Source organism: Pseudomonas sp. 86_A, from assembly GCF_017491705.1.
GTDB classification, from domain to species: domain Bacteria; phylum Pseudomonadota; class Gammaproteobacteria; order Pseudomonadales; family Pseudomonadaceae; genus Aquipseudomonas; species Aquipseudomonas koreensis.
Genome location: NZ_JAFGYS010000015.1, coordinates 134,449 through 151,859, shown reverse-complemented (window position 1 = coordinate 151,859; position 17,411 = coordinate 134,449). Strand labels below are relative to the sequence as shown.

General features: G+C 59.9%; 5 protein-coding genes. 3 read left to right on the top strand and 2 right to left on the bottom strand.

Going from position 1 to position 17,411, the window contains the following annotated elements:
- Positions 1-5: 5 nt before the first annotated feature.
- Both J5M57_RS22770 and J5M57_RS22765 read left to right on the top strand, forming a co-directional pair.
- Positions 6-3,554: a hypothetical protein gene (locus J5M57_RS22770; protein ID WP_207847155.1), complete on the top strand. Its 3,549-nt coding sequence runs from the start codon at positions 6-8 to the stop codon at positions 3,552-3,554.
- 15 nt (positions 3,555-3,569) lie between these two features.
- Complete coding sequence (locus J5M57_RS22765; RefSeq protein WP_207847158.1) at positions 3,570-15,827, top strand: hypothetical protein; 12,258 nt, start codon at positions 3,570-3,572, stop codon at positions 15,825-15,827.
- Between the two features lie 62 nt (positions 15,828-15,889).
- On the opposite strand, the gene J5M57_RS22760 is transcribed toward J5M57_RS22765, so the two are convergent.
- Both J5M57_RS22760 and dcd read right to left on the bottom strand, forming a co-directional pair.
- The gene (locus tag J5M57_RS22760) at positions 15,890-16,099 is read right to left on the bottom strand and encodes a hypothetical protein (protein ID WP_064586289.1); all 210 of its coding nucleotides are present in this window, start codon (positions 16,097-16,099) and stop codon (positions 15,890-15,892) included.
- Positions 16,100-16,202: 103 nt separating this feature from the next.
- Positions 16,203-16,769 (bottom strand): dCTP deaminase, encoded by a 567-nt coding sequence (gene dcd / locus J5M57_RS22755; RefSeq protein ID WP_003222308.1) that lies wholly within the window; start codon positions 16,767-16,769, stop codon positions 16,203-16,205.
- 353 nt (positions 16,770-17,122) lie between these two features.
- Here dcd and J5M57_RS22750 point away from each other — a divergent pair, with 353 nt between their 5' ends.
- Positions 17,123-17,332, top strand: a complete 210-nt coding sequence (locus J5M57_RS22750; protein WP_002554837.1) for a cold-shock protein — start codon at positions 17,123-17,125, stop codon at positions 17,330-17,332.
- The last annotated feature ends 79 nt before the right edge of the window (positions 17,333-17,411 follow it).

The following is a 17,411-nucleotide window of genomic DNA, read 5'->3' as shown; positions in this document are numbered from 1 at the left end:
ATGCCATGGCGTTCTTCAGCCCTTTGTTCAATCAACAGCTGTTTACGGCGGTCAGCGGCAAGGACTATCTGTTCCTTGTGCTTCCCGCTCCCACTCCACTGACCGGCATCGAATTGGCTGATGCACTGAACAACATTCAACTTTGCGCCACATTCGTTTTCTCTGCCGGCAACCCTGGCCTCACCGCGCAGAACGCTGCGACATTTGTCGAAGATGTGCTGGGTGTGGTGCGCCGTGCCGGCCCGTCTCGAGGGATTGTCTGGCTTCGCGATCCGCTCAGCGTCACGGACACTGGTACCGCACTGCTAGGGCTTGATCCCGGCGGGAAGTTTGTCACCAACGCACTGGATGCGCCGCTGCTGTCGTCCTTCAGCCTGACTGTCGATAACGGCGCGCAAGTGGCATTGTCCGATGATGCGGTCTCTCTGAAACTGAGCGCGGCCCGCATCCGTTTTTCCAATCTTGACCCCGCGCTCGCCGCCCCCGCCGAAGAGGCAACCATCCCCTGCACCGGTACAACCCGCGGTGTCATCGGATTCTGGTATTACATCCAGCGCCAGGCGTTGCACGACATCTTCAGTTGGGGCCTGCAGTTCGCCATCGCGCCACCTGCAGACAGCGACACTGCGGCAACTGCACTGTGGCTGCCACTGGCCAGCGGCAACCTGCCCAGTGCAACCGATCAGATTGGTTTTGACGCAACGATTGACCCCAGTGACCCGCTCAATCAATACGCCGACGACCGCACCGCACTGTACTTCAACGGCGTCACGTTGAACCCGGGACGCAGCGAGACCGTCCTCGTTTCCAACTACAGCACGCCGTCTGGCCAGGCCGTTTTCCTGCACCCGCTGAAGAACGGCGCTGACACGGCGCGACTGGTCTTCATGCTCGGCAGCCAGCCTGACAGCCTCGGCCACAATGCGTTCCAGCTCGCGCCGGTGGGTGACTTCGCACTCAGCGTTCCCGATGCACCGCAGGCGGCGACCCAGTCATTGATGTGCGGTTTCCTCGGTACTGAATATCTGGTGTTCCGTCCCGGATCCCAAGGCAACCCCGCCGATCGTCTGCGCTTCCTGCAAAATCAGTGCGCCTTCGCCGAACGGTTTCCATTTGCCAAAGCTTCCCCCGTGGGCCCGCCTCTGGATCCTGACGCGCCACTGCTGAGCGCGTCGCTTGGAACCTCGTGGGTGAGGCTGCTGACGGAACAGGATCAACCCGGCGGCGACTATGTCTGTCAGCCCAAAGGCGCAACACTCTATGGCCGCGATGCCATAACCCACCATCGCTACCCACAACTGTTCGGAGCGATGGAACCGGGCATCACCCTGGCGCAAAGCACGGCAGCTTTTCCCCTGGCACCTTACGCAGGGGTCAGCAGTGGAGACGGCATCGAGAATTATTCTTCGGCGCAAATCATCGCTTTCGAACAGCAAGTATTGGGGCCGCTGCGCAGCGAACGGCTGGGCGGTGAACCAAAAGTCGCGGTCAATCGTGCAATGACCGCACTCGCCCCCACTGGCCAACAGGTCATGACCACCCCCATGGGGCTGCTCGCCACCATCGAAAGCGATGGCCGCTGGAGCAAAATCCTGCTGGGAAAAAACTTCGCGCAACCGGCGATGGAGATGGCCTTTCTCAATCCGACGCCTCTGCTCCAACAAGCCTTTCAGACACCACAGCAATTCATGGTTATTGCCAACAGCACGCAACTGGGTGGTTCGGCCTTCGGCAACAGCATGAACATCGAGTCCTGGAACCTGCAGGCCGATGTCGGACGCAACGGTTACGACGACTACCGCAATGTCATGATCATCAAGGGTCGCCAGGGTGCACTGTTTGACCCGAGCAGCGACGCGACACGCGCTGCCAGCCTGCTCAGTTCCCCCGACCAATGGACCCAGGGCAATGTATTTGCAGCCCCCAGCGATGTGCCCCCGGGCAGTGTCGGGCAACCTCCGGGACCGCCGGATGTGATGGAGCTGGTCACCCTGTCGTTCTGGCTGCAACGCTACTTCGAACAGGCAGCGGCCGACACCGATGGCGAATACTTCGAGCACTTCAATCGTATTGCCCGAGATCCGAACTGGACCGGCATTCTGATCCTGCGTGTGGACACCCAACTGCCCAAGGATCTGGCGGGCATGGCGGCGGGCATGACCACACCGGAGAACTTTGTCGCCCACCACTTCGGCATTGAGATCAGTCAGGTGCAGAACGATCCGCAGGCCACGCAAATTGCCCTGCAAAGCTCCAGTTCCATGTTCGGCCTGATCCATTACGTTGATCCCGATTTCGTCGCCCCCGCCGCTGGCGAGCCTGTACAGCCACTGCCCCCTCCTGCAGGCGCCGACTACGACTTCCGGGTGCTGACCCTCAAAGTGCTGTTTGCCAACACGGCAATAAAAAACTTCGAGAGTTATTCGCAGATCACCCTCAATCGCCTGTTCGGCACGCCCGTGAGCCGGATGGGCAACGGCGGCAACCCCTACAATGCCATCGTTCTCAGCGGCACCTATCAGAACAACAACGGCCAGCCTGTCTACAGTTTGAGCAGTCAGGACGACAGCACGTTTTATCTGAACAGCAACGTGATCAATAAAATCGAGATCACCAACGCGCAAATGACCACTCGCAATGCCACCGCCGGGCAAATCAGTTCGTGGATCGGCTTGCAAGGCTTCATCGACTTCAAGGCCGTGACTTTCACCCTGCCCGCCGACGGCGAGGCCCCAGCCACGACTAAAGTGTTCGATGTGTTCTCGTTCGGCAGTCCGGCCGGCAACGATAATCTGCGGCAAGGTTTGAGTTTCAATAACCTGGGGCTGCTGCTGGACTTCCCCGGCAATGCCAAGGAAGCCCGCACACTGACTTTCGTCAGTAAGGACATCCGCTTTGACCTGACCAACAGCACGCCGCGAGCAGACAGTCTGTTCAGCAACTTCGCGCTGCAATTGCAGGGTCTGGTCAGCGGCGACGAGCAACACACTCCGGGCCAGGCCGGTTATCTGCCGGTGATTCCCGATGCGCCATTCGGCGGCGTCGACGGCGGCAACTGGTACGGTCTGCAACTGCAGGTAAACATGGGCACACCCGGTGCACTGGCCGGCAATGTCGGCCTGACTTCGACCCTGTTGGTAGCCTGGTCCAGCGACAGCATCGGCGATGACCGTTTCAAGGCCAGCATCGGTATCCAACTGCCCGGCACCGGCGGCGGAGCCCGGCTGATCAGCCTGCAAAGCGTGCTCAAACTGTCCATCGGCCAGATCCGCCTGGGCTTCGATGCAGACCGCCATTCCTTTTTGCTGCAACTGACCGACATCGCCCTGAAGTTCTTTGGCCTGCTGAAGATTCCACCGGGCGGCTCGACTCTGTTCTACCTGTTCGGCAACCCGCAGAGCGACGGCAAGCCGTCCGGGTTGGGGTGGTATGCGATGTACCGCAAGGACGCCGACAAGGCGTTGGTTCATTCGACGACGCTGTTGCCAGGCGATATGCAGGACAGCCCGGAACCCCGCGACCTGACTGGCAAGCAGCCACGTCAATCCAATTGAACAGGGAGAAGCCTCATGAAGTTCAAGGATCTGCTCGACACCCTGATGGCGGGCGATACCGTCAATACGCATTTCACCGAGGAAGGCATCAGGCTCTTCAAGGCTTACCTGCTGACGCTCCTGGAGATCCGCGTTTACGTCGACGGCACGCCGAACTTCGGCCACCAGGCCAGCAGTGTGCACGTGCTCAAGCGCCTGATCGATGTCAGTGGCTATGCCGGCCGCGTCACCGTGGTGTACCGGGCCAGCGATGATGGAGTCAGCACGCCGCGCAAACTGGCGACCATGCTGACGGGCCTGAATCCTGACGATATCAATAACGCCGTGATCGGATACGGCACCTGCAACGACATCCGCTTTGTCCAGTACGCCGACGATCTCGATCTCGCGCCTTTGGCTTTCGGCATCACCGGTGGAGCCGACGATGAAGATGAAATGCCCGAAACCCATAACCTGGCCAACGCGCTCAACACTGATTATTTCCTGCGTCTGCAGCCGTTTGCCTGGCGTTATACCGCAGATATCGAAGACGGTGGCGATGGCGAGGAGCACTACGAAGTCAACCGGATCGAAATCAACGACCGGATCCCTGCCGATGAACATCTGATCGACATCGGTGAGCAGAACGATATCTTCAATCAGCTCGCTTACTACTTCGACCCCCAAAGAGTTCAAACCGTCCCCAATGCCACATGGCTCTGGTATGAAACCACCCAGACCTACGACCAGACGCTGGCGGACCGCACTGCCGCCGCCCACGTCCTGTTCGATGCGCTGGCTCTGCGGCCGACGATCAGGACCCAACCGGTTTACGGCCTGCACCATCCGCAATTCAAATCAGGAGAAATCCTGCTCAACATTCTGACAGCGCAACGCCAGTTACATAGCTGGCCGCAGTTCCCGCAGCCGATCGTGATGCCGGTGTTCCATCGTGACATCAACGGTCTTGTAGCGACGCTGACAGCGTTCCGTGCAGGACGCGACGCCCTGCGCGATTTTTTGCGCGGCGACTACAACACCGAAGGTGACGTTGCGCTGAATACGCGTATCGATCTGCTGGTGACCGCCGTATACGACCGGTGGCCGGACACCTCATACGCCGACGACTTCATATTCATTCCCGACTCGACCCATGCACCCGCTCTGGCACAAACCATTGCTGGCCTGGCCGACAAAAAGATTCTGCTGATACTCATGGGATCCGTCCCCAGTGCCGTGTACAACGCGTTTTTCAGCCAGGCCCAATTGCCCTGTGTGTTCGAAGGTCAGGGAACCTCCAGCCTGGTGATCAGCCAAGGCCGCGCCTACTTGCAAATCCCGCGCGACACCATCACCCCGTTCAACTATCCGTCGCTGGAGTTTGCCGAGCAGAACCATAGCGTCATTTCCCGCCAATGCGCGACGATTGCGAAAAACGTCACGGTAAGCCTTGGCGAAATTATCAATACCGAACAGTTGCCCATCAGCACATTTGCCGACAATGCCGCTGCGTTGGGCACAATGCTCAAGAGTGTCGCCAGCGGGACCACCGCTCTGTGCGATTACTTCAATAGCCTCAGAGACTTCTACCAGCAAGACATCCACGACAAATTCCTGCTCGGCTGCACCTATATTCACGGGGTCATCAGCGCTCGCATCGACCCTTCGCTGCTGTTGCTCAAAGCCAATGCAGCGACGGATCCACTGGCGACGATTTACCAGCAATTGACCACGGCCTGGAGTGCAGACCAACTCGATCTGATCAAGGCGCTGCCCAACTCGAAGCTGGCCAGATATTACGGTTCGATCACCGGTTCGAGCTTCAACCTGAAGATTGCCAAAGCCGATATCGTCAGCGAAACAGGCGGCAACAATCAGGTCACTCGAGTCGTGCTAAGCAACGCCACGACCGACGCCTTCAAGCTGGGATTCGACCTGCAACTGTCATTCTCGATGGCCAACGGTATGGTCGTCTCGGATCTGAGCTGCCGCGCCAACGCTAACTGGGCTCTGGACGGAGCGCAGTGGCTGGGCTTTGAAGAACCCGGTTTCGACATGCGCGTGACTGAAGCAGAAATTCCGGTTCAAGGCGCAATGCGCGCGAAAATCATCGGTACCGGCATGACCATCAGCGTCGGATATCCGGTCTACAACAACCTGTGGCGAATCACTGGAGACTTCTCCAAACCCTATCCAGGCATCGCGACGTTCTTCCAGATGGCCGGCGGGGTCAATCTGGTCCAGGTGTTGCCAGCCCCGCTCAATGCGTTAGCCGGTGTCGGCCTCAAACAAAGCCAGCTTGCGTTCGATGCCGGCGCCAGATCGCTGACCAGCAGCAGCTTCACCATGAGCACCAACGCACCCTGGACGCTTGTCAGTTCGCCGGCGATCAGTGTCACTCCGACGTTGACGGTCACCGTACTGAGCCCCGCCGACTTGAAAAACCGCAGCGTGCTGATGAACGCGGTGGGCGCATTCAGCATCGGAAAGGGTACGGTTGTCATCAACGCCCAATACCCGGACTTCCAGGTCAGCGGCCGGCTGGCGAGCGGCAGGATCGACCTCAGTGACCTGGTCAAACTGTTCGGCGCCGATATCGATCTGGCTGCGCAGGTCAGCGAGTTTTCCCTGCAAGTATTGCCGCCCACCGGTCGTTACAGCGTCACCACCGCGATCACGTCCACCTGGCCGATCTCGATTGCCGGTAGCACGCTGTTCACCATCACCGGTATGGGGTTTCACGTGGCCGGCGGCAAGAACAGCTTTGCCGTCAGCCTGTCCGGCGCGGTGGTGATCCTGCCGGACACCGCCAACTTCGCCCTCGCGTTGAGCGCGGCCTATCAAGGCAAAGGCAAGGGTTGGCTATTCGAAGGCAAGCAGACATCCGAGGTGCTGGCGCTGGGTGATGTGCTCAATCACTACCTGGGCTGGAACACCCAGGCCAATCTGCAGATCAAGGGACTGGCCCTGAGCGTCAACACCACTGGCAGTGCCTGGTCGTTCAGTGCACAAACCGCTGCGCCGTGGACAGTGCCGTTCATTCCCGAGCTGTCGGTTTCAGCCAGCTTCAAGGGCGGCTATCGCGCTGCGCCACCGGCGGTCAAAGGCTCGTTGCGCGTAGTCGGTGGCACGGCGGTGCGGCACTTGAGCGAAGACGCTCCCGGCCACTATGGCCGACTGGAAACCGACTGGAACTGGCAAGGTATCAACATCAAGGTGTGGTTCAACTACGACCCCAAGGTCAACACCTACGGGATTACCTGGGGCATTCTGCAAGGCTCGGTCAGCAGTCCCGACAAGCTCACCGGTGATCGCGTGGCGTTGCTCCAGTTCACCGAGAACGTCACGCTGGGTTCGGTCATCGAAATCATGATTACCTGGATGACCGGCACGGCCTTCACTCTGGACGCGCCATGGAATGTGCTCGACTCGATCAACCTGAGCAACGTTGGCCTCAAGTACATCTTCAACAGCAAAGACAAGTCCCGTAACAAGGTGACGTTCAACGTCAAGATCGGCCCCATCGACCTGGGCTTCGCCCGTATTGACGGGATCGACATCGGCTACCAGTCGACCGGCCCTGACCGTGGTGTGATGGTCACGCTCAACGGCTCGTTTCCCTGGAATGTCGGCGACAAGGCCTTGGGCGACAGCAGCACGCTCGGTCCCTGGGACGCCAGCAAACCCGGCACGGCACCCGCGCCGTCGGGTAACGGCAACAAGTACTTCGACCTGCGCCTGCTGGCGCTGGGGCAGCACGTCACCGCGCCGGGGTTCGCCAGCGCGCAGACCGTACAACAAGCCATCGCCGTCATGAGCAGTCTGCCGGACACCGAAGTCGGGAAAATCCCGCAGATCGCCTTCGATGCCTCCAGCGACTGGTTGGTGGGCATGGAGTTCGGGGTGCTCAAACTGGGCGACGACAGCAAGAAAATCACCCTTGAACGCGGGTTCAACGAGACCGCGCAAGACATCGCCGAAGGCGTGCTGGAACTGCTCGAAGAGCAAACCGGCGGGCGCAGCGTCGCCAAATCCAGTGGCTACGCCGTGACTCTGCAAGTGATCTTCAACGACCCGCGCATCTACGGCTTGCGCATCGCTCTGGAAGGCGAACCGGCGAAAATCTTCAAAGGCCTGGACTTCCAGATCATGTATCGGCAGATCAGTGACACCGTCGGCGTCTACCAGGCAGAAATCACCCTGCCGGACGTGATGCGTTTCATCAGCGTCGGCGCCTACTCGATTACCCTGCCGGTGTTCGCCATCGCCGTCTACACCAACGGCGACTTCCAGGTAGACATCGGATTCCCGTGGAACGCCGATTTCACCCGTTCCTTTTCCATCGAAGCGATCATCTATCCCGGGATTCCCGTGCTGGGTTCGGCGGGTTTCTATTTTGGCAAACTGTCCAGCGCCACTACTAACCGGGTGCCGACGATCACCAACGGCACTTTTAACCCGGTGCTGGTGTTCGGTTTCGGTTTGCAGGTCGGATTCGGCAAGTCGATCCGCTACGGGATTCTGAGCGCTGGCTTCAGTCTGACGGCCGTGGGCATCCTGGAAGGGGTCATCGCCAAGTTCAACCCCTACCAGTTGACTGGCCCGGACAGCAACGACAAGCAGATTCAGGGTGCCTATTATTTCTGGTTGCGCGGCACCGTCGGCATCATCGGCAAACTCTTCGGCACCATCGACTTCGCCATCATCAAGGCCAACGTCAACGTTGAAATTCGCCTGATGCTGGAGCTGACATACGAGTCCTATGTGTCCATCGCCATGACGGTGCTGGCATCGGTTGATGTATCGGTCAGCGTAAAAATCGATCTGGGGCTGTTCTCGATCAAGATCTCGTTCAGCTTCTCGATGCGGATCAAAGAGAGCTTCACCATCGACAATCGTGGCAAAGCCCCATGGACCCTGCCCAACGAGACCACGCGTTACCTGCGCGCGCGCGCCTCGCAGCGCCGTCTGCGGGCCTTGCGGGCCGTGTCCGGAACGCAGGTGAAACCACTGTGGGGAAACCTGCAACCTGCCGCCAGCAAAGGGATGTTGAGCGGTTATGCCTCGGTCGGCCTGACCATGGCCCGAGATGAATGGGGATCCGGGCAACAGTTGCCCTGCTATGTCGCCATGCTGTTCATCGACTCTGTGGCGGCGGCGAATGTCGACCGCAGTTCGGCCGCACTGAAGGCCGCCGGCGTCCAGGCCGACAGTCCGTTTGAAATGTTGGCAAAAATGGTCCTGCGCTGGACCGTTGCATCGGTGTGTGGCCATCCGGTGGACTCTGCTACTCTCGATGCCACCCCGGTAAGTGACGACCTGCTGGCCGACCTCGCCGATCGCGTGCTGGCCAGTGACGCGAGCCAACCGACCCCCATCGATGCCGAGGATTTCGCCCGTTTTCTGGAGGGACAGTTCGAATTTACCGTCGGTTTGCCACCCGCAACACAAGGCGAAACCGATGGCACATTCTTCCCGATGCCAGGTGGCGCACACCTGACCATACCGGCCTACGGCGAACACTACCCCGGCAGCGATTATCGCTTTGCCGATTACAACCAGGTCAGCAGTGCCGCGCTTGCCGGCCTGCGCAGCTACTTCGACGAACTGGCAATCAAGGTACAGCAGGAAGGCCCCTCCGGCGGCTCCTTCAAGGCCAGGGTCAATGGCCAGACACTTTCCATGGCGCAGTGGATCTTTGCCGATTACGCGCTGCTATTGGCCCGGCAAACGGTTCAAGCCGTGCGTGAGGCGCTGCGTGACTTCAAGCTGCCGATCACACCCGGCCAGACCGCTGACGAAATGGTTCGCTGGGTCAACCAGAACATCGGTATCGGTCATGATCTGTATGAACGCCGTGCACTGTTCGCCGACAACGCCGAACATCCGCTGACGCCAGGCAATTCGGTGACGGTCGGACCCTCCGTGGTAGTCGATGCCCAGACAACCGGCAACAGTTTTGCCCAGCTCGCCCAGACGCTGGAGCTGACGCCGTTCGCCCTCGCTGCGGTCAACGCCGATGCCAGCACTCTGCTCAACGCCGGCCAACGGATCAGCTACCCGCAACAAACGGATTACGCCGTATTGGCGGGCGACAGTCTGCTGGACATCGCACGGCACTTTTCCGTGCTGCTGGCCGATTTGCTCAATCAGAGCAACTTGCTGCAGTTGTCTGGACTGCTGCGTGACGGTGCAACGCTGCGCATCAATGCGGTCACCTGCCAGAGCCAGATCGGCGACAGCTTTACCAGCATCGCCAACCGCACTCAGTACCAGGGCCGTTTCGATGCCCGTACGCTTGCGCTGGTCAACAGCGCACAGGCCATTCTGCGACCGGGCGCGAGCATCACTTTCAGCGGTCAGCCGGCACTGGTGGTGCAACCGCGCGACACGCTCGGCGATCTGGCCAACCGTCTGAAAAACGTCAGCATCGGCCAATTCATCGACAGCTCCGATGTGCTTGCCCGCCAGGATCTGTTCCTGCCGGTCGCCATTGTGCAATTGCCTGCCATGCGCGTACCAGTCAACTCGGGCCAGACGCTCGCCGCCCTCGCGCAATTCTACGGCACCACAGTGACGACCCTCGCACAGGCAACGGCGAACGGCAGCATCAGCGATCTGTTCGCGACCGCGGACAGTGGCGGCACCGCCTGCCCGACTCTGGACATCGCCCATCTCCCGGCCTTCACCCTTGGCGAACTGATCAACGAGGCCCAACGCAGTCATGCACTGCAACACCTTTGCGGCATGGCCTCGCGTTATTACCTGCATGGCCTGCGCCTCCAGACTGACAACATCGTGCCGATGAAACCCGGGATGTGGGTACGCAACGGCGCCAACGGTCTGGAGTTGCCGGAAATGGCCGGATTGTTCGCTCTCACCGGCCAGCAATTTGCGCTGCCGACGATCAGCGCAGGCGCGCCATTCACGCTGTCACTGAACACCTCGGCAACCGTGCCGTGGCTCAAGTTTCAGGACGCCAGCAAGGCACCAACCGACAGCCTGACTCTCAGCATTACCGCCGGCAGCGACGACGCCAACCGGATCTCCAGCCTCGCCCTCTACGCCACCACGGGTCTGGACATTGCGCTCGAACATCTGGGCGCAGCCAGCATGGCTGAGAGCAAACCGGCGACATACGCGTGTTCCTCGCCAACCACCTGGCAGGCGGCGACTGCCGTCCAGCTGCCTTACGGCACGCCGTCATCCGGCGTGTCCGCAACGCGCCTGTGGCGCCTGCCTGACGCCTTGTGCGCCCTGCCGGATCCGTTGAGCCGCGCCATTGATCCGCGAATGTCGGTCAATCTGGCGCAGTACGACGAAGCCACAGGAGCAACGCGCACTCAACCGGTCAACGCCTATGGCTGGGCTTCGAATCTGAGCTTCGCGGTGAAAAGGGTTCCAGCGCTCGCCAACAGTCCTGCCAGCGCCAGCACCTACGAGATCGTCGGTGCCGATGGTCTCGACATCCAACTGCTGGAGCGGTTGCTGACAGCGATTGGCGGCAACGACGGTGTCTTTGCCAGCCTGTCGATCGGCTATGTGCCGGACCAGAGCGGCCCCATCGCCAAAGGGGTCGAAACAGCGGATCCTGCGGGTATCACGCTGGGCATCGCGCAGGTCAACCTGTCAACCGAAACACGCCCTCCCGCCAGCGCCTCACGGGCCGTGAATGCCCTGTTGAAGCAGGATAACGGCCTGGGCCTGCTCAATCCGCCCAGCGAGTTTGTGCGTTTGCTCTGGGAGGCGAGCATCACCCGCTCCGGCGGTTTCTTCCTGTATTACTTCGATGCTCGCCAGGGTGGCGGCCTGCCGGATCGCTTGTTCAACGACCGCGGCGAAGCCACCCTCAGCCTGATCCTGATCTACAACAAGCCGACATCGGCTACCTTGCAAAACCGCATCGGCAATTACATGAACAGCCTGGTCACCGGCGACGCGTTCGATGCGAGCAATAGCGCCCTGTTCGTCGAGGCTGACCCCGCCCGTTCACCGACCGACACGTATCTTGCAAATGCGCAGGACACTCTGGCCAGTATCGCGTACCGGTACTTCTCGGATGCCGGGGAACTGGCCAGCGCCAACGCCGATATGACGCTTGCCGACGGCGTGATCCTGACCGTTGGCGAAGGCGTTTGCCGAATCGCCCCGGGCACTCCGCAAACAGTGGCTGACGTCGCCGGCCAGTTCGGTTGCAGCGTCACCGCCCTGCAAGCGGCCAATGGCAATCTGCTCAAGGATCCGCTCAACTACCCGCAAGCGATCCGGCTGCCGACCCTGTCGGTCAGTGTCAGCGCAACCCGCAACGCCACTCTCAATGTCATCGCCAGCACCTTCGGCCAGAGTGTCATTGCCCTGGCGGGTCAGAACCTCAATGTACCAGGATTGTTTCAGGGACAGACGCTGAGCATCCCGGGCGGTCCGACCCTGCGCAATGCCACGGGCGCGCCGGGCGTGGTCACCTTGTCGGCGTTGCGCGCGGTGCCGCCTGTGGTTCCGCTCAAACCCGTCAATGGTAGCGATGCCGACTACGCCAGGGCGTTACTGCTCAATGTCTACAACCTGCTCAATTATCGGGTGGCCGCCAATCAGGGCTTTAACGCCAGCCATCTGGGTTTGCCGGCGGGCCCGACGTCGTCTCAGGACAATCCGCAGAACCGTGACAAGATTGCCTTCGCACGCACCCTGGCTCCCGGTGACAAGGACTGGAACTACCAGCAGGCTGTGCCGTTCGCAGGCTTTGCAAAGAACCGCAGCAGCGATTCACCCTACAACGGCATCGGCGAGATTTTGCAGATCGAATTCAACTGGCAGGACCTTTACGGTAACGTGTTGCTGACCGGGCTATCGGACCCGGACATCGACCATGCCGGACCGCTGAACTATCCGCCACTGCTGGTCGGGTACAGCGACGCACTGATCGGACTCGGCCAGTGGCCTTCAGTGTCGAGCCGCTGGCAGTTGCTGCCGGCAACATCAGACCAGGCATCGCTGCAGGTGAACCTGGGCTTTGATCTGAGCCAGTTCCAAGGCGTGTTGCAGGCTATCGCAACAAGCTCGACCAGCATTGCAGTGCAGTTCACCGACACCTTGCTGCGCGCCACCGCCGAAGACATCGCCAACTATCGTCTCGACGGACAGCCGGTGCTGAGCGCAACGCTGGCCGCCGACCAGTGCACGGTGATGCTCACCGTCGATCCCCTGGATCAGGACTCACCCTACAACCTGTCCATCAATAACCTGCTGACCCAGGACCAGAAGGCAGTGTCCGGACAGGCCGGTTTCAGCTTCCCCGATCAGCCGTCGTCGCGCACCTCCACCGTGCAGCAGAGCGCCGTGCGCGCGTTGCGCGTCTTCAGTCAATTGCAACTGCAGCTCAACGACCCCAATGGTATTCGCTGGGAACTGCAAACCTCATTGCTGCAACCGGACGCCGGCGGCAACAGCGCCCGACTGCCGGTGCCAGCCGATCAGATCAGCGGGTTAAAGGACTGGCTGTTCGGCAGTCGCAGCATTCTGAATCTGCTCGCCGACCGCGCGAAATTCGGTCATACCGCACCAGCGCCTGCAGCCAGTCTGGCGTTGAGCGTGGCCCTGCCGCTGAACAGTCTCAACCCGGCGCAAATATTCAACCTCGAGGCCTGCCTGTGCCTGTCGCGGACAGGAGGCACGGTGCTGGAGGATCTGGCGACAAACGTCGAAATCCGTCACGTCAGTACCCGCCTGGCGCCGGACCAGAGTGCGGTGTCGAGCAACAACACCCTGGTACTCGATACCTTCGCCCGGAATTTGACCGCCGCGCTACAAGTCCCCGGCGTGCAGTTCAGCGTGGCCACTGGCGGCGACCGGTACGCCAACAACCAGAGCACGCGCACGCTTTGGGTGCTGCGAATCGGTCTGGCCCCGACTCAACCCATGGCTTACGCCATCGATACAGCAGGCAGCGGCAAACCGGCGATCTTCGCACCACGCCCGATTGCCAACTCGCTGGAATCGCGCAAAGAGATTCCAATCCACAACTACACCACCGGCACGGGCATCTCGCCGCAAGTCAGTCGTACCCTGGACTTTATCGACATCGACCTGGATGCCTGGGGACGTCTGCTATTTCGCCAGGTCGATGACACCCTGACCCCCTCGTTCACGGCGGCCATGGAGATTCTCGGCCAGTTCAACCAGAGCGATTACCTTGATCGCCTGCTCAAAGTGAAAAAAGCCTTCGCAGCCATTGCCAGGATGTGGATGGTGCCGGTTTTCGAAGACGAAAACGCCGACCCCGGCGCTGCTCAGGAAGCCTTCTATCAACAACTGTTGGGACAGTTGAGCAATGCCTATTCCGTGCGGGCTTCGATCGGCTACAAAGCCCGGGTCAACGCCAGCGTTTCGACACCTGCTCCGCAATTGTTCGGCGCGGTACTCAGCAACCCGCTGTTCACCACCGCCGTCATCAATATGGGCGATCCTGCCAAGGTAACGCTGTACTTCAACCTGCGCATGTCCAGCGAAGCGGGAGACGTAAAGTGGTACAACCTGCCAAACGGGCCGCAGGTTCTGGCGGCGCAGCTGTCAGCGGACGGTACTCAAGTCAGTCTGACCCTGGCGCAAGGGGTCGAGGCCGGGATGCAGGTGCAAGTGAGCAAGGCACTCACCGATGCACAAGGTTTTGCGCTCAAGCCTCCGTACAGCCTGGAACTGACACTCAACCCACCGCTGTTGCAACCGAGCGGGATCAGTCTGTCATCGCCCAAACTGCAACTGGCCAACGGTGACGAGAATCCGCTGGTGTTTCTGGTTAGCGCGCCAGACCTGGTGCGCGGCAGCGAAGGTGAAATCGTCAAATCCGTCGATCTTGACCTGCGCTATCAGGCTTCGGACATCGAACACCAGATCGGCAGCCTGCCCGGAATCGAAGGCTACAACGCCTCCAGCTGGTTACGCCCGGTCTTGCCAGCGCAAGCGGCGCCGCTGAATGCGGATCTGGGGGCGGTCAGCGTACCGCTGATCCTGCGCACGTTTCCGACGACGCCGACCCTGATTCAGCAACAGGGCATCGCCCATAGCGAGGCCACCGATCTGGATCAACTGGTGCGATGGACATACGCCTTCACCTACAGCCTGCCATGCCACTACCCGCAGGATCGGGTCTACGGCAGCGTCACGTTCAATCGCGCCAGGCAAGGCATGCCCAGAGCCTTTACCGACGCCTTCGCACCGCTGGCACAATGCATCACGGTTTATCCGGCGGTTTATCAGGATCTGGAGCTCTATCTGGCCGGCATCGATGCGACCACGAATCGGGTCAAGGATGCTCCGGCGATCAAGAACGCCACCGTGGCGCTGGAATCGGCCATCGCCCTGCTGACAGATGTAGTCACCAACGCCCAAGGCAACGGGGGCCTGCACCTGATGGCTCGCACTGCCTCCCACGACGATCAGGATCAACTGACCTTCTCGTTCCATATAGAAGAGGATCACATCGAATACCTCGGCAACCAGGGCGTTTTGTGCGTCAGTCTGGTGGGTACTGTACCTCCCGGCCTCGGCATCCCTTGGGTGGATGTGGCACCGGATCAATACACCCCGCAACTGCTGCCGGTTACTGACAGCGGTCGCCTGAGTTATGTGTATCGCAACCGCAATTTCCCGGCGCTGTACCTCGCCGCTCAGGTGGGTCAATTGATTGGCGATCGTACGGTGAACTTGCCGGGCGCGCACATTCTTCAACGTCAAAGCGCCACCACCCAGGTGTTCCTCAAACGCAATCAGGAGCTGATTGCGCACCGGCCATCGGCCAGTCCGTTTGTCTATCAGACACCCGAAGTGGCCTTCAGCAATCCACTGTTCCCGCTGGTGGATTCGTCTCAAACACTGGCGATCGAAAAAATGGGCACGGCCCCCCCTGGCACGGTCTACACCCGCTCCTTGACCGAGCATCTGCAAGCCTTGTTCGACACGTTACTGGCGAGCAGCACCCAGCCGAGTATTACGGTGCAAATGGAGGCCACTTACGCCTACGACCTGAACCCGAATGTCAGCGGTATCACTGTGACATTACCGATCGCCATGCAGGCGCCCATGACCTGCACGGTGCAAGCCCTGACGCAGATGGTCGGCGTATGGAGTTCCGCGATTCAGGACTGGTTCACACTGCAGCCACCCAATGGTGACGGAGGCACCCTGTGGTTCGACTTGTCGTTGATGTCGGATGTGACAAACCAACCCATGCCCTTGCTGCGGTTACGCAAGCTGTCTCTGGCACTCGGCGCTATCAATCCGCCCTTGCCGGTGACCTGACAGCCGAAGGCCCGCCCAGCTGCGCCATGGCGGCTGGCCGGGCCTTCAGTATTTAGAGCGGTTCAGGCAACAGGCGCCGGTGGCGGTTCGTCCGGCAGCGTCGGCTCGCCTGGCTCGGTCGGTTGTTCGTTGGGGGTATCGGGATCAGGCTGGCCGGGTATGCCGCCGGCCATGTGAATGGACGGGTGTGCCAGCAGCGACCAGGCCAATACGCCAACCTGGTTGGGCTCAAGCCTTGCCAGCTCGGCAGTGATATGCGGATCGATCTTCATGGAACCCTCCTCGGCGAAGGCCCGCTTTGCCAGAAGCAAAAACGGGCAGTACACCCCATAGAGTGTCTGCCCGCCAAAGAATTCCCGAGAACTGCCGGATGGATCAGGTACGCGGCAGAGTCACGCCACGCTGGCCCTGATATTTACCGCCACGGTCCTTGTAGGAAACTTCGCATTGCTCGTCGGATTCGAGGAACAGCATCTGCGCCACGCCTTCGTTGGCGTAGATTTTCGCCGGCAGGTTGGTGGTGTTGGAGAATTCCAGGGTCACGTGGCCTTCCCACTCTGGCTCGAGCGGGGTGACGTTGACGATGATGCCGCAACGCGCGTAGGTGCTTTTACCCAGGCAGATGGTCAGGACATTGCGCGGAATACGGAAGTATTCGACGGTGCTGGCCAGGGCGAAGGAGTTTGGCGGAATGATGCAGACATCGCTGTGGATATCGACAAAGCTGCCGGCGTCGAAGTTTTTCGGATCGACGATCGCCGAATTGATGTTGGTGAACACCTTGAAGTGGTTGGTGCAACGCACGTCGTAGCCGTAGCTCGACACACCGTAGGAGATCACACGGCTGTCGTCGCTGCCGCGCACCTGGCGCTCGACGAAAGGCTCGATCATGCCGTGTTCCTGCGCCATGCGGCGAATCCACTTGTCCGATTTGATGCTCATGGCGGGTGTCCTGAATAGCGAGGTGGAAAAAATCTGTCCGGCATCTTACCGGGCGCGCCGCCGGGTTCAAAGTGCGCGCTGCAATTCTCGCCGAACACGCCGGAAATACGGGCTGTGGCGACGAACTGTCACACCGCCGATCCCTAAATCAGAGAAACCTTCGCAAGAAACATTGGCACGTTCCGGAAAAAGGGTTAAGGTGGCGCCACTGTGTTGCTTGTGTCACTGAGAATCTCTACACGATATGTTGAATTTCGATCCAACCATCTACAAGAATTTTTCCTGCTCTTTGCACTCAGTCTCGGCCAGGGTTCTTCCTGAGTCGCAGTTATCTTTGTTCAAGGAGTTACACCATGTCTAATCGCCAAACCGGTACCGTTAAGTGGTTCAACGATGAAAAAGGCTTCGGCTTCATCACTCCACAATCCGGTGACGACCTGTTCGTTCACTTCAAAGCTATCCAATCCGACGGCTTCAAAAGCCTGAAAGAAGGCCAACAGGTTTCTTTCATCGCTACCCGCGGTCAGAAAGGCATGCAAGCTGAAGAAGTACAAGTTATCTAACTTGTAGCTTCTTTAGAAAAGAGCCCCGCCCTCAAAAGCGGGGCTTTTTTGTGGGTGCTTGTTTTCCGGGCGCAAAAAA